Origin of the sequence: Janibacter indicus (genome assembly GCF_900176385.1) — a bacterium.
Lineage (GTDB): Bacteria > Actinomycetota > Actinomycetes > Actinomycetales > Dermatophilaceae > Janibacter > Janibacter indicus.
Map to the genome: position 1 here is coordinate 66,195 of NZ_FWXN01000007.1, position 16,913 is coordinate 83,107.

18 protein-coding genes, 2 tRNA genes and 1 pseudogene are annotated in these 16,913 nt (G+C 69.8%); 11 read left to right on the plus strand and 10 right to left on the minus strand.

Going from position 1 to position 16,913, the window contains the following annotated elements; genetic code table 11:
- The first annotated feature begins 51 nt into the window (after positions 1-51).
- From B9B60_RS09660 to B9B60_RS09675, 4 genes are all read left to right on the plus strand, one after another.
- Positions 52-810, plus strand: coding sequence for an amino acid ABC transporter ATP-binding protein (locus tag B9B60_RS09660; protein ID WP_084451224.1), 759 nt, complete (start codon positions 52-54; stop codon positions 808-810).
- 63 nt (positions 811-873) lie between these two features.
- Entirely contained in the window at positions 874-1,710 is an 837-nt protein-coding gene (locus B9B60_RS09665) for a glutamate ABC transporter substrate-binding protein (RefSeq protein ID WP_084451337.1), read from the plus strand.
- A 91-nt stretch (positions 1,711-1,801) separates the two neighbouring features.
- Positions 1,802-2,482, plus strand: a complete 681-nt coding sequence (locus tag B9B60_RS09670; RefSeq protein WP_072624867.1) for an amino acid ABC transporter permease — start codon at positions 1,802-1,804, stop codon at positions 2,480-2,482.
- The gene (locus tag B9B60_RS09675; protein WP_084451225.1) at positions 2,479-3,357 is read left to right on the plus strand and encodes an amino acid ABC transporter permease; all 879 of its coding nucleotides are present in this window, start codon (positions 2,479-2,481) and stop codon (positions 3,355-3,357) included. The genes B9B60_RS09670 and B9B60_RS09675 overlap by 4 nt, the downstream gene beginning before the upstream one ends.
- Before the next feature lie 38 nt (positions 3,358-3,395).
- Here the strand turns inward: B9B60_RS09675 and B9B60_RS09680 are convergent, their stop codons facing one another.
- Complete coding sequence (locus B9B60_RS09680) at positions 3,396-4,457, minus strand: helix-turn-helix domain-containing protein (RefSeq protein WP_084451226.1); 1,062 nt, start codon at positions 4,455-4,457, stop codon at positions 3,396-3,398.
- Between the two features lie 39 nt (positions 4,458-4,496).
- On the minus strand, positions 4,497-5,465 hold the full coding sequence (locus B9B60_RS09685) for an alpha/beta hydrolase (protein ID WP_185220377.1): 969 nt from the start codon (positions 5,463-5,465) through the stop codon (positions 4,497-4,499).
- A 179-nt stretch (positions 5,466-5,644) separates the two neighbouring features.
- On the opposite strand from B9B60_RS09685, the gene B9B60_RS09690 reads away from it, so the two are divergent.
- Positions 5,645-6,847 (plus strand): methyl acetate hydrolase AcmB, encoded by a 1,203-nt coding sequence (locus B9B60_RS09690; RefSeq protein WP_084451227.1) that lies wholly within the window; start codon positions 5,645-5,647, stop codon positions 6,845-6,847.
- 74 nt (positions 6,848-6,921) lie between these two features.
- Here B9B60_RS09690 and B9B60_RS09695 read toward each other — a convergent pair whose 3' ends face one another.
- The gene (locus tag B9B60_RS09695) at positions 6,922-7,434 is read right to left on the minus strand and encodes a DUF3145 domain-containing protein (RefSeq protein WP_084451228.1); all 513 of its coding nucleotides are present in this window, start codon (positions 7,432-7,434) and stop codon (positions 6,922-6,924) included.
- 365 nt (positions 7,435-7,799) lie between these two features.
- Between B9B60_RS09695 and B9B60_RS09700 the strand changes: the two genes are divergently transcribed.
- The 3 genes from B9B60_RS09700 (at position 7,800) to B9B60_RS09710 (ending at position 9,347) form a co-directional block, all read left to right on the plus strand.
- Positions 7,800-7,873, plus strand: a tRNA-Ile gene (locus B9B60_RS09700).
- Between the two features lie 128 nt (positions 7,874-8,001).
- Positions 8,002-8,565: an AMIN-like domain-containing (lipo)protein gene (locus B9B60_RS09705; RefSeq protein ID WP_084451229.1), complete on the plus strand. Its 564-nt coding sequence runs from the start codon at positions 8,002-8,004 to the stop codon at positions 8,563-8,565.
- 110 nt (positions 8,566-8,675) lie between these two features.
- Positions 8,676-9,347 (plus strand): hypothetical protein, encoded by a 672-nt coding sequence (locus B9B60_RS09710; RefSeq protein WP_084451230.1) that lies wholly within the window; start codon positions 8,676-8,678, stop codon positions 9,345-9,347.
- 17 nt (positions 9,348-9,364) lie between these two features.
- Here the strand turns inward: B9B60_RS09710 and B9B60_RS09715 are convergent, their stop codons facing one another.
- From B9B60_RS09715 to B9B60_RS09725, 3 genes are read right to left on the minus strand one after another with little or no spacing between them, the layout of a single operon-like run.
- On the minus strand, positions 9,365-9,898 hold the full coding sequence (locus B9B60_RS09715; protein WP_084451231.1) for a glycine cleavage system transcriptional repressor: 534 nt from the start codon (positions 9,896-9,898) through the stop codon (positions 9,365-9,367).
- Between the two features lie 43 nt (positions 9,899-9,941).
- Positions 9,942-10,403, minus strand: a complete 462-nt coding sequence (locus B9B60_RS09720) for a hypothetical protein (protein WP_084451232.1) — start codon at positions 10,401-10,403, stop codon at positions 9,942-9,944.
- Entirely contained in the window at positions 10,400-10,864 is a 465-nt protein-coding gene (locus B9B60_RS09725; protein WP_143445528.1) for a hypothetical protein, read from the minus strand. Before B9B60_RS09725 ends, B9B60_RS09720 begins: the two co-directional genes overlap by 4 nt.
- A 184-nt stretch (positions 10,865-11,048) precedes the next feature.
- On the opposite strand from B9B60_RS09725, the gene B9B60_RS09730 reads away from it, so the two are divergent.
- Entirely contained in the window at positions 11,049-12,002 is a 954-nt protein-coding gene (locus B9B60_RS09730; RefSeq protein ID WP_159451187.1) for a transporter substrate-binding domain-containing protein, read from the plus strand.
- 51 nt (positions 12,003-12,053) lie between these two features.
- On the opposite strand, the gene B9B60_RS09735 is transcribed toward B9B60_RS09730, so the two are convergent.
- The 4 genes from B9B60_RS09735 to dnaG all read right to left on the minus strand — a co-directional run bounded on the left by B9B60_RS09735 (position 12,054) and on the right by dnaG (position 15,622).
- Positions 12,054-12,129 (minus strand) — tRNA-Asn (locus B9B60_RS09735).
- A 63-nt stretch (positions 12,130-12,192) separates the two neighbouring features.
- Entirely contained in the window at positions 12,193-13,191 is a 999-nt protein-coding gene (locus B9B60_RS09740) for an isopenicillin N synthase family dioxygenase (RefSeq protein ID WP_084451235.1), read from the minus strand.
- On the minus strand, positions 13,191-13,703 hold the full coding sequence (locus B9B60_RS09745; protein WP_143445529.1) for a hypothetical protein: 513 nt from the start codon (positions 13,701-13,703) through the stop codon (positions 13,191-13,193). The genes B9B60_RS09740 and B9B60_RS09745 overlap by 1 nt, the downstream gene beginning before the upstream one ends.
- Complete coding sequence (gene dnaG / locus B9B60_RS09750) at positions 13,700-15,622, minus strand: DNA primase (protein WP_084451237.1); 1,923 nt, start codon at positions 15,620-15,622, stop codon at positions 13,700-13,702. The genes B9B60_RS09745 and dnaG overlap by 4 nt, the downstream gene beginning before the upstream one ends.
- Before the next feature lie 88 nt (positions 15,623-15,710).
- Here dnaG and B9B60_RS09755 point away from each other — a divergent pair.
- Together B9B60_RS09755 and B9B60_RS09760 are read left to right on the plus strand one after the other, a co-directional pair.
- Positions 15,711-16,615 (plus strand): annotated as a pseudogene (locus B9B60_RS09755) (IS5 family transposase).
- The gene (locus B9B60_RS09760; protein ID WP_084451238.1) at positions 16,612-16,911 is read left to right on the plus strand and encodes a DUF1330 domain-containing protein; all 300 of its coding nucleotides are present in this window, start codon (positions 16,612-16,614) and stop codon (positions 16,909-16,911) included. The pseudogene B9B60_RS09755 and the gene B9B60_RS09760 overlap by 4 nt, the downstream one beginning before the upstream one ends.
- Positions 16,912-16,913: the final 2 nt, after the last annotated feature.

A 16,913-nucleotide genomic window follows, 5' to 3' on the forward strand; every position in this document is an offset into this window, starting at 1 on the left:
ACTCGCCGTTCCCGCGTCCCCTGACACTTGCGGGCCAGTAGGTTCTGCGTCATGCCGAGCGACACCACCACCCACGAGCCCCTCGTCGTGCTCACCGACGTCAACAAGCACTTCGGGCAGCTGCACGTGCTCCAGGACATCAACCTGACCGTCGGCCGCGGCGAGGTCGTCGTCGTCATCGGTCCGTCGGGCTCGGGCAAGTCGACGCTGTGCCGCACGATCAACCGGCTCGAGACCTACGAGTCCGGCAGCATCACCATCGACGGCCAGCCCCTGCCCGAGGAGGGCAAGGAGCTGGCCCGGCTGCGCGCCGACGTCGGCATGGTCTTCCAGTCCTTCAACCTCTTCGCCCACAAGACGATCCTCGACAACGTCACCCTCGGGCCGATGAAGGTGCGCAAGAAGTCGAAGGCGGACGCACAGCAGCGGGCCCGCGAGCTGCTCACCCGGGTCGGCGTCGAGGCCCAGGCGGACAAGTACCCGGCCCAGCTCTCCGGTGGCCAGCAGCAGCGCGTGGCGATCGCCCGCTCCCTCGCGATGGACCCCAAGGTCATGCTCTTCGACGAGCCGACCTCGGCCCTCGACCCCGAGATGATCAACGAGGTCCTCGACGTCATGGCGCAGCTGGCGCAGACCGGCATGACGATGATCGTCGTCACCCACGAGATGGGCTTCGCCCGGCGGGCGGCCGACCGCGTCGTCTTCATGTCCGACGGGCAGATCGTCGAGACCGCCACCCCCGAGGAGTTCTTCACCAACCCGCGCAGCGACCGCGCCAAGGACTTCCTCGGCAAGATCCTCAGCCATTGACCAGCACGACAGCTCGACCGCGGCGCACAGGGTGTGGGTCGTGACAACCAGGAGGAGAACACCATGACCATGCGACGTCTCGGCGCAGCCTCAGCCGCACTCGTCCTCACCCTCGGTCTCGCCGCGTGCGGCAGCGACGACGGCGGCGGTGACGGCGGGTCCGGCGGTGACGGCGGCGACAGCATCAAGATCGGCATCAAGTTCGACCAGCCCGGCCTGGGGCTGAAGGAGGGCAACACCTACACCGGCTTCGACGTCGACGTGGCCAACTACGTCGCCAAGGAGATGGGCAAGACCGACGTGCAGTTCGTCCAGGCCCCGAGCAAGCAGCGCGAGGACCTCATCGCCACCGGCCAGGTGGACCTGATCTTCGCGACCTACTCGATCACCGACGAGCGCAAAGAAAAGGTCTCCTTCGCCGGCCCCTACTTCATCGCCGGCCAGGACCTCCTCGTCGCCACCGACGCCAAGATCACCGGGCCCAAGGACCTCGACGGCAAGAAGCTGTGCTCCGTCACCGGCTCCACCTCCGCGGACAACGTCAAGAAGGAGGTCCCGGGCGTCAACCTCCAGGAGTTCGACACCTACTCCAAGTGCGCGGAGGCGGTCTCCAAGGGCCAGCTCGACGCGCTGACGACCGACGACACGATCCTCGCCGGCTACGCGGCCCAGGACCAGTACAAGGGCAAGCTCAAGGTCGTCGGTGCGCCCTTCTCCGAGGAGCGCTACGGCGTCGGCCTGAAGAAGGGCGACACCGAGCTGTGCGAGCAGGTCAACGAGGCGCTGACCAAGATGGTCGACGACGGCGAGTGGGACAAGGCGGTGGAGAAGAACTTCGGGCCCGCCGGCTTCGAGGTCGACTCCGAGACCAACCCGCCGAAGCTCGACACCTGCTCCTGACCGACGAGGACGAAGGGGGCCGGCCCACCTGCGCGTGGCGGGCGTCGGCCCCCTTCGTCCCGCCGCTGACGCCATCGACAAGGAGTAGTGGATGAGCGAGCTCTTCCAGCAGTTCGACGTGTGGGGCGCCTTCTGGCTCACCATCAAGTTGGCGGTGTTCTCCCTCGCGGGGGCACTCGTGCTCGGCACGATCATCGCGATCATGCGGGTCTCGCCGGTCGCGGTCTTCCGCTTCGCCGGGAGCGCCTACGTCAACATCGTGCGCAACACCCCGCTGACCCTGATCCTCACCTTCACGATCATGGTCATGCTCTACGACCTGGGCATCAACCTCGCCGACGAGAACAGCCCGACCTCGATCACCGACAACGGTGTGCGCTGGGCGATCGTCGGCCTGGCCGTCTACCACGCAGCCTTCGTCTGCGAGGCGATCCGCAGCGGGATCAACACCGTGCCGCCCGGACAGGCAGAGGCGGCGCGCTCGATCGGCCTGGGCTTCACCCAGAACCTGCGCCACGTCGTGCTCCCCCAGGCGATCCGCGGTGCCATCGCCCCGCTCGCCTCGGTGACCATCGCCCTGATCAAGAACACGACTGTCGCTGCGGCCATCGGCGTCGCCGAGACCGCCGCCCTCATGAGCGAGGCGATCGAGCTGCGTGCCGACCTCAACTACGTGACCTTCGCCCTCGTGGCCGGGTTCTTCCTGCTCCTCACCCTGCCGATCGGCATCGGGCTGACGAGCCTGTCGCGGCGGATGGCGGTCAAGCGATGAGCACCCAGACCGTCCTCTTCGACAACCCCGGCCCCCGGGCGCGGATGCGCTACCGCATCATCGCCGCGCTCGGTCTGCTCGTCGCCGCGGCGCTCGCATGGGTCGTCGTCGGCAAGCTCAACGAGTACGAGGAGTTCTCCGGCGCGAAGTGGTCGCCGATGGCGACCTGGGAGACCTGGCGCTACTACCTGCTCATCGGCCTGTGGAACACCGTCAAGGCGGCTGCCCTGTCGGTCGTCGGCGCGAGCATCTTCGGCTTCGTCTTCGGCGCGGGCCGGCTCTCCGGCAACCGGGTCGTCCGCTGGGTCAGCGGTGCGGTCGTCGAGTTCTTCCGCGCGATCCCGGTGCTGATCATGATGATCTTCTTCTTCGGGATCTACGCCTACAACGGCGTCTTCTCCGCCGACCTCAACCCGCTCGCCGCGGTCGTCACTGCACTCACCCTCTACAACGGGTCGGTCATGGCCGAGCTGCTGCGCTCGGGCGTGCACTCCCTGCCGAGCGGCCAGAGCGAGGCCGGGCTGTCGGTCGGGCTCGCCCCCGGCCAGGTCCTGCGCTCGATCCAGATCCCGCAGGCGGTCACCGCGATGCTGCCGGCCCTGGTCAGCCAGCTCGTCGTGATCCTCAAGGACACGGCGCTCGGCACGGTCATCACCTACCCGGAGCTGCTGCAGCAGGGGCAGAACCTCTCCTCGCTGCACTCCAACATCTTCGCGGCGCTGGTCGTCGTGGCGATCGTCTTCATCATCGTCAACTGGACGTTGACCTCGCTGGCCGGGCTGCTCGAGCGGCGGCTCAACCGGCGTGGTCGCACCGCGGGTGACGCCATCGCCGCCGCCCCGACGGTGGTCGGTGCCGAGGCAGACAAGCCCTGACGAACCCCTGTCGACCTGGCGTGGGTCCGGTGCCCCGCTCAGGTGCGCGCGTCGCCCCGAACGCCCCCCGGAGCCGGCAGGTCCAGCACTTTCGATCGATTCAGCCGATGGACGAGGAAGGCGGTGCCGAGCCGGGTGCGCCCGAACCCGTGCAAGGGATCGAATCCGATCTCGGCCCGGATGGTGTCGACGCGGGCCTGGAGCGTGCTGTGGTGCACGTTCAGGACGCGTGCGGCCTCGCGCACGGTCTGCGTGGTGACGAGGGCGGCGACGGTCTCGAGGGCCCACGGATGGTGCGCGACCCCGCGCAGCGTGTCGGTCTGGCCGCGCTGGGCGTCGTCGGTCTCGGCCAGGAGCTCGATCAGTCCGCCGTAGGCCTCTGCCTCGACGAGCGGCTCTCCCGGCGGGTCGCACAGACGCAGCGCAACGAGGGCACTGCGGAAGGAACGATCGAGCTCGTGTGCGGGCACGGCCACGCCCACTCCGCACGGCGACGCCATGAAGGACTCGTGGGACTCCCGGACGACGATGGTGTGGATGGGACCGAAGCGGGTGGCGATGACGTCCTCGGGTCCGGGCGGTCGTCCGTCCCAGACGGCGAAGAGGGGCGCAGCGAGGATCCGGTACTGCCCCGATGACACCAGCCCGATGGCTGCGGCTGCCTCCAACCGTTCCTCGGGCGTGCTGCTCCGCTCGGTGAGGACGCCGAGGTGGCGGCGGTTGTCCATCGCGCGCCGCCCGTCGCCCTGCCGAATCTGAACGGCCAGGGCGAGCCGTTCCAAGATGATGGCGTCGTTGGCCCAGGGGTCGTCGTCTCGTTCGAGCCACACGGACATCTCGTCGCCGACGGACGCCGTGAGATCCTCACGGACCGAAGGTGTCGGCCCCTCGGCGACCTGCCCCTTCGCCGTGATCCGCAGCGATCGCCCGGAGTCGGGATGGGCGAACCCAGCCGTGCACCCGGCCAGGGACGCAGCGGCAGCAAGCAGGGCACGGGTGTTGACGTTGCCCACGACCAGCTCGTCGAAGCACGCGATGACACGAAGCCCCAAGCTCGCGCTGGGGTCGAGCCGAGCGATCCGCCCCAGGAGTTCCTGCATCACCGTCTCCCTTTCGACGTCACCCCCGCACCGGTGACCCTAGTCCCCGAGGATCTTCTCGACCCATGCGTTGCGGGTCCGGATCATCGAGCGACCGACGCTGGTGTGTGGGGCAAAGATGTCACAGGCGTGGAAGGCGCCCGACCACACGTGCAGCTCGGCATCTCCGCCGGCCTGCCAGATCCGGTCCGCGTAGGCGATCGCCTCGTCCCGGAAGATCTCCGCGGCGCCGACGTCGATGAAGGCCGGCGGCAACCCGCCCAGGTGCCGAGCCCGCGCGGGGGCGGCGTACGGCGAGACGGAGTCGCCGCCGCGCCGGTCTCCGAGCAAGGCGTGCCACCCGGTCTCGTTGCTGATCCGGTCCCAGACGCCGACACCGTCGAACTGGTTCGTCGAGGCAGTGACCAGCCGGTCGTCGAGCATCGGGTAGTCCAGGACCTGGCCACACAGCCGGGGTCCACCGCGATCGCGGGCAGCGAGGGCGATGCCCGCGGCGAGGCCACCCCCGGCACTCGCGCCCGCCACCATGATCCGGTCACGGCGAATGCCGAGGTCCTCGACGTGTGCTGCCACCCACTCCACCGCGGCGTACATGTCCTCCAGCGGATACGGGTCGGGAAATTCCGGCGCCAACCGGTAGTCGACGGTGATCAGGGTGGCGCCCAGCTCGGTGACCCAGTCCAGCACCAGGTCCAGCCCGCTGAACTTGTCGCCGAACATCAGCCCGCCCGAATGGGCGTAGACCACGGCGGGGCGGGCTCCGCCGACCCCCATCGGGCGAAGCACGGCGGCCGTGAGGTCAGCGCCCTGGTACCCGGGGATCACCACGTCCTGGACGGAGACGCCGCGCTCCCTGAACGCCTCCGCCATGGGCGGCGAGGCGTACGAGACCCGCATGAAGTCGACGAGCTCAGGGGTGATCGTCGGTGGAAACATCCCCCCGACCACCGCCAGACCGGCTCGCAGCTCGGCATCGAAGGGCGGTCGAGGCATCCCATCCGTCGACATGGCGCTCTCCTCCAATCGGCACGCAGGGTGTGGCGTCCGTCTCCCTCGAAGCCTATTCGGGCGCTCCGCCCGGGTCTCCCGCCATGTGGCGGGGCACGGGTGGTGAATTGCGCCGTCGCGTCGGTTGTGGTGCTCACCACACGGCCGGGAGAGTGGAGGTCCTGACGAAAGGAACACCCATGAACGACAAGCTGACAGCCGCAGTGGACGCCGTCGTCCAGTCCGCGTCACAGGGACCCGCCTCCGGCGAGGAGCGGGTTCCGGGGGTCGTGGCCGGCGTCACCGATCGCCACGAGGACGTCTACCTCGGCGTCTCCGGCATGCGTGACCTGTCCGGCGACACCGCCATGACCACGGACACGGTCTTCAACATCTGGTCCACGACCAAGGCGATCACCGGCACCGCCTGCCTTCAGCTGGTCGAGTCGGGTGACCTCGACCTGCACGCTCCGGCCAAGGAGTACGCCCCTGCCATCGGCGAGCTCCAGGTCATCGACGGATTCGACGGCGACGGCCAGCCCATCCTGCGGACGCCCACCAGTGATGTCACCACCCATCACCTGCTGACCCACACCGCCGGGTTCGGTTACGACTTTTTCAACGAGAAGTACAAGCGGCTCGCCGAGGAGCACGGCCAGCCCAGCGTCGCCACCGCCAGCCGCGCCGCCCTCCGGACCCCGCTGCTCTTCGACCCCGGGACGCAGTGGGAGTACGGCAGCAACATCGACTGGGCGGGTCAGGTGGTCGAGGGCATCACCGGCAAGAGGCTCGGCGAGGTCTTCGCCGAGAAGATCTTCGCGCCGTTGGGCATGGACTCCTCGACCTTCGCCCCGTCCGAGGAGATGCTCGCCCGCAAGGCGCGACACCACCAGCGTGAGGAGGACGGCACGCTCACCCCGAGCGACTTTGAGACACCCCCGGTCCCGGAGGTCGACTTCGGTGGCCACGGGCTGTTCTCGACGGTGCCCGACTACCTCAAGTTCATCCGCATGTGGCTCAACGAAGGACGCAGTGCGACGGGTGAGCAGGTGCTCTCGCCGGCTTCGGTCGACCTCGGCTTCACCAACCAGCTTCCCGACCACCTGCAGGTAAAGCTGCTACCCGGGGTCATCCCTACGCTGTCCAACGACGCCGAGTTCTTCCCCGGCCTCAAGAAGACCTGGTCCTACACCTTCCAGTACGGCGAGGAGCCGTTCCCGACGGGACGTCCCGCAGGCGCCATCGGCTGGGCCGGCCTGGCGAACCTGTACTACTGGATCGACCGCGACAACGGAATCGGTGGCTACTGGGCCACGCAGATCCTGCCCTTCGCGGACGCCACGTGCTTCACCCGCTTCGTCGAGTTCGAGACCGCCGCCTACCAGGCCCTCACCACCAGCTGAGGGCACGACCGAAGGGGGCTGCGCCAAGGAGGGTGCGCAGCCCCCTTCGTGCATGGGGCGGTGGTGGGTGCCGGTCAGCCGACCTTGTGCAACCAGCGGACGGGGGCACCGTCGCCGGCGTGGCGGAAGGGCTCGAGCTCGGCATCCCAGGCGTCGCCGAGGAGCTCGCCGAGCATGTCCTCGACGGCCTCGCCGGCGCCCTGGGCGAGGGTCATGACCTCACGCAGGCGGTTTTCGTGGAGGACGACGTCGCCGGACGCGCTGATCGTCGCGTGGTGGATGCCGAGCGTGGGCGTGTGGCTCCAGCGGGAACCGTCAAGACCCGGCGTGGGCTCTTCGGTGACCTCGTAGCGCACGTTGTCCCAGCCGCGCATGGCGGAGGCGAGCTTGGCGCCGGTGCCGGGCTCTCCGGTCCAGGAGAACTCGGCACGCTTGAGCGACCGGCCGAGCTGCTGCTCGGTCCAGTCGAGGGTGACGGACTGCCCCAGCACGGACTCGAGCGCCCACGTGATGTGGGGGCACAGGGCCGTCGGGGTGCTATGGATGAACACCACACCTCGAGTGGTGACGCGCTTACCTGCAGACATCCTGATCCTCCTTGAGTGCGATGGACGTCTTCCCCAACGCCATGCACTTCCGTGGGACCGAACGGCTGCTGCGCGATGACTCTGCGGCGTGCTGCTCGAGCGATATGTGCACGCGAACGCGCTTGTGCGGCCATTGTGCCCCAACTACCACAGGAGCACCAGCCCTCACCGTGGCCACTCCCTCATCACCCACCGCTCGTGCAGTCCCGCCTCTGCCGGTCGACGTCATGATTCGCACAGGGCATCGGACCACGCGGCCGCGCGCTGGGCCCGCAGCGACTCGCCGGGTGTGCGCTCCGGCACCATCCCGCTGTCGTGCGGCGTTGATCCGACGGGGTAACCTCACGCCGTCGCCCTCGGGCGAAGGGGCTATAGCTCAGTCGGTCAGAGCAGCGGACTCATAATCCGTCGGTCCTGGGTTCAAGCCCCAGTGGCCCCACCCTGCCGCCAACGAACCGTTCGGCGACAGCCTCTCGCGTGACCCCACTCCCGGGAGGATCCTAGGTGGATCGCGGCGACACCGGAGCCGCCGCCCGATCAGGGGATGTGGGCACCATGAGCAGGACCATGAAGGCGCGGCTTGCGGCCGCGACGTGTGCGGCGGCGATGACGGTCGCGGGAGGTGCTTTGGCGAGCGCGCCCGCCCAGGGATCGACCGGCGCCGCTGCGGCAGGCACCGCCTGCGCGACGGACTGGGGTTCGGGCGCCAAGAGCGCACCGACGATGTCGTGGTCGCAGATCACCAACGCGCGGGCGGGGCGGCACACGTGCTACGACCGTTTCGTCGTCGACCTGCGGGGCACGCTGCGCGGCTACGACGTGCGCTACGCGCCCGTCTACACCGAGGGGCAGGGCAAGCGGGTCTGGCTCAAGGGTGGAGCCGACCTGCGCGTCATCGTGCGGGGCCCGGCCTACGACAGCCGCGGCCGGGCCACCTACAACCCCCGCTCGAAGCTCAACGCGGTCGACGTCACCGGCTTCCGAACCTTCCGCCAGATCGCCTTCGCGGGCAGCTTCGAGGGGCAGAGCACCTTCGGTGTCGGCACCCGTGCGCGCCTGCCGATGCGGGTCTTCATCATCAAGACCACGGGCGGGTCGCGCCTCGTCGTCGACGTCGCACACACCTGGTGACGCCGAGGGGTGACCGGGCTCTGGTGGTTGTCGGAGCCCGGCCCTAGTCTTCTCCTCGGTCGGGGGGCTGCCCCGCCACACTCCCTTCGCTCACCCGAGGTCATCCACCCATGCTCAAGCGCGTCGCGGCTGCCGCCGCTCTCTCCCTCGTCCCCGTCGCGGTCACCGCGGTGCCCGCCCAGGCGGCGTACTCGTGCTCGGTCTCCACCCCGAGCAAGGTCTCGATCACCAGCCCCTACAAGGCCATCACGGCGAAGTTCAGCAGCGGCTGCCTGCGCTACGCCGATTGGGCCTCGTGGAGCGTCATCCACCCGACCCAGGGTTCCTTCGAGTACCTCTACTTCGACGACTCCACCTCGAGCGACACGATGGACTGGTACGACTGGAACCCCATGGGGACCTACACCGTCCGACCGGAGGGCGCGTACGACTACAACTACAACGCCATGACGCAGAACTCCCGGAAGATGACGGTCAAGCTCGGCGCCCGCCAGAGCATCAGCACCAGCCGTTCCGGCCGCTACGTCACGGTCAAGGGCACCTCGACGCGCTACTCGCGCACCTCCTACCCCAGTGGCTTCCGCGCCTGGCCGGGCACCAAGGTCGCCCTCCGGCAGAAGACCTGCTCCTCCTGCTCGTGGAAGTGGGTCAAGTCCGGCACCACCGACCGCTACGGCCGGGTCACGCTCAAGGCCTACGCCTCGACCACCCGCTACTGGCAGCTCGCGACGGTCGACAGCAGCACGACGTGGGGCCGCGCCTCGACGTCCGCGCGCCGCTGACCCGGGCGACCGGACCCTCAGTCCTCGTCGTCGTGGGGGCTGAGGGTCAGGTCGACCATGATCTCGGTGGCCAACCGCTCGAGGTCACCCTGCACGGCGTCGAGATCGGTGCCAGCCGGCACCGTCGCGACCGCGATCGCCTCGAAAAGACGTCCGCCCGCCATGGGGGCGTCGCTCGTGGTGCTCACCAGCTCGGCGACGCTCAGCCCGTGCTGTGCGAGCACGCCGGAGACCGCACCGACGATGCCGGGTCGGTCGTTGCCGAGCAGCTCGACGCGCACCTCCTGGCCGCCCTCGATGAGGTCCTCGACGGCCGTCGCGTCGTGCACCGCGACGTCGAGCAGGCCCTGGAGCGGCTCGAGCGCGGCCCGCAGGCCCTCCGCCCGCTCCGACGGCACCGTGACGACGACGATCCCGGCGAACTTGCCGGCCAGCTCGCTCAGGTGACTGCGCTCCCAGTTGCCGCCCTCCTGCTCGATGACGTCGGCCAGTGCCTTGACGAGGCCGGCGCGGTCGTTGCCGATGACGGAGAGGACGAGTGTCGTGGTCACGTCGGCAGCCTAGCCACGCCGACCCTCCCGCGTCAGGCGCAGGTCACCGGGCGTCCTGCGTGATGACCAGCCACCACCCGGACCCACTCCCCACCCGGTCGGCGTCTCGCGCGGTGTGCAGGTGGAGCCGGCGCCCGACGCGCGCGTCGGAGACGGTGAGCATCGTGCGCGGGCCACCTCCTGAGGCGCCGGCCGTGAGTCCACGGCCGGCGGCGGCCTCGTCGGGTGTGACGACGATGCTGATCACCGGGTTGTACGCGTGCCGCACGGTGATCCGACCCCGGTCATCGACCCAGGCGCTCGTGACCCCCGCGCACCCACTGCCCTGCGACCGGTCGAGGACGGGTGAGCGGGTCCGGGCATCCCAGGCGACGTGGCAGGCGAGCACCCCGACCTCCTCGGGGGCGATGCTTCCCGGTCGTGACGACAGGCCGGCGTAGGACGCTGTGCCGCCGACGAGCATCGCGGCAACCGCGAGGCCCGCGGCCAGCGGCGACCGCCTCACGACGTCGCCTTGACCGTGCCGAACCACACGTTCGACGAGGAGCCCGCAGCCCGCCGGTAGTCGGTGGTCCTCGCGAGGTTCAGACGCCGCTTGAGCTTGGTGTCGTAGAGAGTCATCGTCGCGTAGCTCGAGGTCCCGTCGACGCCCACCTGGATGCCGCGCCCGGCCAGCGTCTCGTCTGCCCCCGCGCTCAGCCCCACGACATCGGACGCCGCCGTGTAGCGCACACGCAGCCGGCCCATCGACGTGACATCGACGCTGCGGACGCCCACGCAGGTGTGCGTGGAGTTGGCGTGCAGCTCCGGCCCCGCGGTGTAGAGCCGGATGACGCAGCCACCGACACTCACCGACGACTGCGTCGGTGCGAGCTGTGGCGTCGAAACTCGTGCGGAGTTCGCCGCAGCTCCTCCGATGGTTCCCACCAGCAGCGCTGCGGTCACGACCGCAGCCCTCGTCGTCATCCCCATGATGTTTCTCCTCTGCTTCCGGTCGCCGTGCTGACACGACACAGGCAACCGCTCCCGGATGAAGTATGGATGAGACCGCGATGAGATTGGCCTCATCCGTGCGCCCGACTCGGCTGACACCCCCTTCGCCATCGGCCGCGGGCTGCGAGGATGGTGCCGTCCGACGAAGGGGGACGACGTGCGCCGGGTCCGAGCGCTGGCTGCTGCCGCCGTGGGAGCTGCCCTGCTCGCCGGATGCGTCCGGCCGGTCGACGTCGCGCCCAGCACCACCGCCGAGCCGGCCGTGACCTCGACGGTCGCGCCCTCGGGCACCGCGTCCGCGTCGTCGCGCACCAGCCCGCACCGGACCGACCTGCCGCGCACCCTGCGGGTGGCGGTGTCCTTCGACCAGCCGGGCATCGGTCTGCGACAAGGGAACTCGTACACGGGGCTGGACGTGGACGTGGCCGAGCACATCGCGCGCTACCTCGGGATCCCACGCATCAGCTTCGTCGAGGCGGTGACCGACCAGCGGCGCACGCTGCTGGAGACCGGGCAGGTCGACCTCGTGCTCGCCGCCTACTCGATGACGCCCGAGCGGGCCGACGACGTGACCTTCGCCGGCCCCTACCTGACCACCAGGCAGGACCTGCTGGTCCCGGCACGCAGCCGGATCCGCTCCGTCGGACAGCTGCAGGGGGCCACCCTGTGCAGCGTGCAGGGGTCTCGTTCGACCGACGAGCTCGTCGACGACCACCCGGGGCTGCACCTGACCGTCGAACCCAAGATCTCCGACTGCGTCGCCCTGCTGCGCGAGGGCACGGTCGACGCGGTGACGTCCGACGCGGCGGTGCTGCTCCCCTTCGTCCGTGGGTCGTCGGGCGCTGACCGGCTGCGGCTGGTCGGCCGGCCCTTCACCCGCGAGCGGTGGGGCGTAGCGATGCGCCCCGAGGACACGGCCGTGTGCGAGGACGTCAGCGACGCCCTGGCGGACATGGTCGAGACCGGCGCGTGGAAGCGCGCGGTCACTGACAACCTCGGCCCCGCCCGCAGCCTGCCGCGGGGCACCGCCACTCCCCAGCCGCTCGTCGACTGCCCGGCCCCACGCGGCCCGAGCACACGCACCACCGGGCCCGCTCCGGCCTCGAGCTGAGCCCGGGCAGACCAGAGGCCCAGGTCCGTGCGGACGCTGGGCCTCTCGTGGTGGCTCCCCCGGTTGGACTCGAACCAACAACCCTCCGGTTAACAGCCGAATGCTCTGCCAATTGAGCTACAGGGGATCGCGCCGAAGCGCTGCGCCACCATAGCAAGAAGGTGGCCGGGATACGAAAACGGGGCGGCGGTCAGCCGGCGCCGCCCACGAGGTCGGCGTGATGGCGGGCCGCGACGTCCGGGTGGGCCCGCAGCCGTGCCTTGAGGAGGTTGTCTCCGTAGCGCGCCGAGATGACGTTGGCGGCGTCCTGGGTGACCCCTCGCGCTCGCTCCGCGTACTCCGGACGAAGGGGGACGACCGGCGCCTCCGCGTCGAGAGCGGGGTTGAAGAAGAAGGGGATCGACAGCCGCTCGGAGCCCACGGCCGGCGCCGTCACCCGGTGCGAGGTGGCCCGCAGGTAGCCGTCGGTGACCGCCTCCATGAGCTCGCCGATGTTGACGACGAAGCAGTCGTCGGTCGGTGGCACGTCGATCCACCCGTCGTCGGTCTGGACCTGCAGGCCGGACTTGCCCGGCTCGATGAGCAGCAGGGTGAGGAAGCCGGGGTCCTTGTGGTCACCGACCCCTTGGGAGGTCTGCTCCGTCCCCGGGTAGCGCACGATCTTCAGCAGCGTCGACGCGTCGTCGAAGGTCGAGGTGAAGTGTTCGGCGGAGGCGCCGAGCGACAGCGCCCACTGCGCCATGAGGTCGCGCCCGATGACCCCGAGCCGGTCGGTCCACGCCTCGATGAGCGTGCGCAGCTGCGGCAGGGCCGCGGGCCACTGGTTGGGCCCGTCGAGCCGCAGGTAGGGCGGATCGACGTCGACCCGCAGCGGCCTCTCGGGGCCGATGTCGATCTGCTCGCGGTAGTCGACCTGGCCCTGGGTGAGCTCGCCGCCCAGGCGCGTCCAGCCGCGGAACTGCGCGCTGTTGGTCATCTCGATGACGCGCTTGTCCTCCTCGGGGAGGGCGAAGAAGGCCCGTGCGGTCGCGAAGAGCTCGTCGACGACGGCACGGTCGATGCCGTGCCGCAGGTGGAAGAAGCCGACCTCGTGGGTCGCGACCCGCAGCTGCTCGCGGAAACGCTCGACGGCCTCGGGGCCGGCGTGGAGATCAGCCAGGTCGAGCACGGGCAGGGCATCGTGGGACATCAGGCCTCCCTCCCGACCTGCTCGGCGAGTCGCTGCGCGACGGCCTCGGTCGCAGCGACGAGCTCGTGGTCGTCGGGGTCGCACCCGCGACCGACGATCGTCTGGGCGATCACCCGGTCGCTCGTGAGGTCCTTGCGCAGGACGACCCGCGCCCGTCGAGCACGGTCGAGGGTGACCTCCTCGACGAGCACGACGCTCGCCTGCACCCGCTCATGGAAGGCGTCGGGGACGCCGCCGGGCTCGCTGAGGGTCCACGTGCCGGCCGGGCCGCCGTCGACCCAGGTCACGGTGAGCACGTCGGTCTCGGGGTCCCACCGACCGCGGTCGACGAGGTGCCACGGCCGCCCCTCGGCCAGCTCGCCGCCGGGCACGACGAGTCGGTGCGAGGTGATGACGACGACCTCGTCGCCGGCTGCCGCCGTCGCGAGGACCCGCTCACCGCGAGCGAGCTCGACACCGTCGGGAACGGGCACCGCGCGTGCCCGCTGGCGCCGGGACCACATGGGGCTCACTGGGCCTCCTCACGCAGGGCGGCCCGCTGCCGCTGCAGGTCGTAGAGCGCCTGTCCCAGCTGACGGCGCTGGTCAGGGTCGGACTGCGGGTCGGTGTCGAGCTGCCGCAGGCGCGAGGTGGCCTCGGCGATCCGATGCTGCAGGGCCACCTCGCGGACCCGCACGAGGAGCGAGCGGGTGTAGTGCGGCGGCGGTAGACCGGTCGAGGAGTCGTGGACGACGGGCAGGGGTGCGACCGACAGCTCGGCGAGGAGCGCCGAGGCCGCCAGAGGGGTCGCCTCGTCGACCCGGGCGTGCCACGCCGTCTGCGTCAGCCCCTCGACGAGTGGGCCCACGGAGCGGATCGCGTCGAAGACCGCCCGGTGGGCAGGCGCGGAGAAACCCTGCGGGTCGACCTCGTCGAGGTCCTGCGAGGTGAAGAGCGATGGGTGCTGGAGCATCGACTGGAGGAGCTGGCGCTCGGTGAGCACCACCGGGTCGCGCAGGTCGGGGGCGGGCACCCCGCCAGCCGCCTCGGCCGCCGTCGGCTCCGGGGCGTCGACCTGGGTGCGGTGCTCCCCCTTCGCCTCGTCGCGCGCCTGGACCCGCCCGGCACGGGTCACGGCCTCACGCATCTGCTCGACCTCGACCCCGACCCAGCCGGCGACGGTGCGCACGTACTCCGGGCGCAGGGCGCTGTCGCGGATGCTGTTGATGATCGGCGCGACCGCGCCCATCCCCCGCACCCGCCCCTCGGCGGTGTCGAGGTCGAAGCGGCCCAGCGTGGTGCGGACGGCGAACTCGAACATCGGCACCGCGTCGGCGACGAGCTCGCACACGGCGAGGTCACCCTCACGCAGTCGCAGGTCGCAGGGGTCCATGCCGTCCTTGGCCACGGCGACGTAGCTCTGGCTGGCCCACTTGTCGTCCTGGGCGTAGGCCTTCATCGCGGCCTCCTGGCCCGCCTTGTCTCCGTCGAAGGTGAAGACGACCTTGGCCGGGGCCTGGTCGGCCTCGTCGCGCACGATGCGCCGCAGCACCTTGATGTGGTCGGCGCCGAAGGCCGTGCCGCACGTCGCGACCGCGCCCTCGACCCCTGAGAGGTGGGCGGCCATGACGTCGGTGTAGCCCTCGACGACGACGGCCAGGCGCTCGTCGCGGATCGACTTCTTGGCCAGGTCGAGGCCGTAGAGGACGCTCGACTTCTTGTAGATCGGCGTCTCGGTGGTGTTGAGGTACTTGGCGCCGATGCGGTCGTTGTCCCACAGGCGGCGGGCACCGAAGCCGATGGTGTCGCCGGTGATGTCGCGGATCGGCCAGACGAGCCGGCCGCGGAAGCGGTCGTAGAGGCCCCGCGAGCCCTTGCCGCACAGGCCACCGATGGTCAGCTCGTCGTCGGTGAAGCCCTTCGCGCGAAGGTGCCGGGCCAGCTCCTCACCGCCGCGGGGTGCGTAGCCGATGCCGAAGAGCTTGGCCTCGGGCGAGGCAAAGCCCCTCTCCCGCAGGAAGTCCCGCCCGATGCGCGCCTCGGGCGAGCCGAGCAGCCGCTCGTGGTAGAACTCCGCGGCGGCTCTGTGCGCCTCGAGCAGACGACCCCGCTTGCCCAGCCCCACGCCGTCGCGGGGGCCGCCGCCCTCCTCGTAGCGCAGCTCCATGCCGAGCTTGCCGGCGAGTCGCTCGACGGCCTCGGCGAAGGTCAGGTGGTCGAGCTTTTGCACGAAGGAGATGACGTCGCCGCCCTCGCCGCAGCCGAAGCAGTGGTAGGCACCGACGGTCTCGCGCACGGTGAAGCTCGGCGTCTTTTCGTCGTGGAAGGGGCACAGACCCTTCATCGAGCCGATGCCGGCCGGGCGCAGGCTCACGTGCTCGCGGACGATGTCGGTGATCGACGAGCGCTCCTTGACCGCCTGCACGTCCTCGGCGCGGATCCGTCCCGCCACTGGCCACCTCGCTCCCACGTCGATCGTGGTCCCGAGTCTAGGGCGTGTTGCTAAAGGTCCGATCGCAGTGATCGGTCACGCTTGAGGCATGTCGCGTGACGTGGTCTCCGATGATGCATGGGCTGAGATCGAGCCGCTCTTCCCGCGAGCGAAGCCGAGAGGGCGTCCGCCGGCGGATCGTCGGGTCGTGGTGGAGGCGGTGGCGTGGCGGTTCCGGACAGGGGCTCCGTGGCGGGACCTGCCGGAACGGTTCGGCAACTGGAACACGATCTACAAGAACTTCAACCGGTGGTCCGAGCAGGGGGTGTGGGCGCGGGGTGTTGGAGAAGACGCAATCCCTCGCACGCGAGTCCGGGGATCTGGACTGGGTCGCGTCGATCGATTCGACGATCGTGCGCGTACACCAGCACGGTGCGACACTTCCGCGCACCACAGGGGGATCAGTCGAACTACAAAAAGTTCGGTGAGGAACCGCCCGACCACGCAATCGGCCGATCCCGCGGTGGGCTGACGACGAAGAATCACCTGGTCTGCGACGGGAAGGGCCGAGCCCTCGCGTTCATCCTCACTCCCGGGCAGGCTGCGGACACCAGCATGCTGAGCGCGACGCTGAGCGAGATCCGCGTCCCAGGCGCGAGGGGCAGGCCACGGTCAAGGCCGGACCGGGTGCTCGCGGATAAGGGCTACCCGTCCAAGGCGAACCGGGCGTGGCTGCGTCAGCGCGGGATCGCGGCGACAATACCCGAGCGCGACGATCAGATCGCTCGCCGCCGCAAGCGCCGCGGGCGACCGATCGACTTCGGCGAGCAGCAACGGGACCGCTACCGTGATCGCAACGTCGTCGAGAGATGCTTCAACAAACTCAAGCAGTGGCGCGGAATCGCGATGCGCTCAGACAAGACCGCCCGCAACTACCACGCCGGACTCTGCCTCGCCGCGACGCTCCACTGGATCTGCACTGGCAGGGGGTCGCACCCTAGGATCGGCAAATGACCAACGACATCGAGATCGAGCTCTGCTGCTTTCTATGGGCGCACGAAGGCGAGGCCCTCAGCCTTTCTGCCTATGAGGACCGGGTGCTCGCCCTTGTTCCCGCCCATGGTGGAGAGGTCATCCGCCGCGCTGTGAGCGATGGATCGAATGGTCGACCGCACGAGGTCCAGCTCTACCGCTTCCCGAATCAGACCGCGCTTGACGCGTACCTCGCCGATCCCGCACGCCTGGCCCTCGCAAACGACCGAGACCAGGCCATCGCCCGAACCGAACTGTTCCCCGTGTCGCTTCGCTGACC

Coding starts and splice junctions, on each gene's coding strand:
- B9B60_RS09675 (WP_084451225.1), top strand. CDS start 2,479: ATGAGCACCCAGACCGTCCTCTTCGACAACCCCGGCCCCCGGGCGCGG.
- B9B60_RS09670 (WP_072624867.1), top strand. CDS start 1,802: ATGAGCGAGCTCTTCCAGCAGTTCGACGTGTGGGGCGCCTTCTGGCTC.
- B9B60_RS09710 (WP_084451230.1), top strand. CDS start 8,676: ATGCTCAAGCGCGTCGCGGCTGCCGCCGCTCTCTCCCTCGTCCCCGTC.
- B9B60_RS09695 (WP_084451228.1), bottom strand. CDS start 7,434: ATGTCTGCAGGTAAGCGCGTCACCACTCGAGGTGTGGTGTTCATCCAT.
- B9B60_RS09740 (WP_084451235.1), bottom strand. CDS start 13,191: ATGTCCCACGATGCCCTGCCCGTGCTCGACCTGGCTGATCTCCACGCC.
- B9B60_RS09725 (WP_143445528.1), bottom strand. CDS start 10,864: ATGACGACGAGGGCTGCGGTCGTGACCGCAGCGCTGCTGGTGGGAACC.
- B9B60_RS09685 (WP_185220377.1), bottom strand. CDS start 5,465: ATGTCGACGGATGGGATGCCTCGACCGCCCTTCGATGCCGAGCTGCGA.
- B9B60_RS09660 (WP_084451224.1), top strand. CDS start 52: ATGCCGAGCGACACCACCACCCACGAGCCCCTCGTCGTGCTCACCGAC.
- B9B60_RS09760 (WP_084451238.1), top strand. CDS start 16,612: ATGACCAACGACATCGAGATCGAGCTCTGCTGCTTTCTATGGGCGCAC.
- B9B60_RS09705 (WP_084451229.1), top strand. CDS start 8,002: ATGAAGGCGCGGCTTGCGGCCGCGACGTGTGCGGCGGCGATGACGGTC.
- B9B60_RS09680 (WP_084451226.1), bottom strand. CDS start 4,457: ATGCAGGAACTCCTGGGGCGGATCGCTCGGCTCGACCCCAGCGCGAGC.
- B9B60_RS09690 (WP_084451227.1), top strand. CDS start 5,645: ATGAACGACAAGCTGACAGCCGCAGTGGACGCCGTCGTCCAGTCCGCG.
- B9B60_RS09665 (WP_084451337.1), top strand. CDS start 874: ATGACCATGCGACGTCTCGGCGCAGCCTCAGCCGCACTCGTCCTCACC.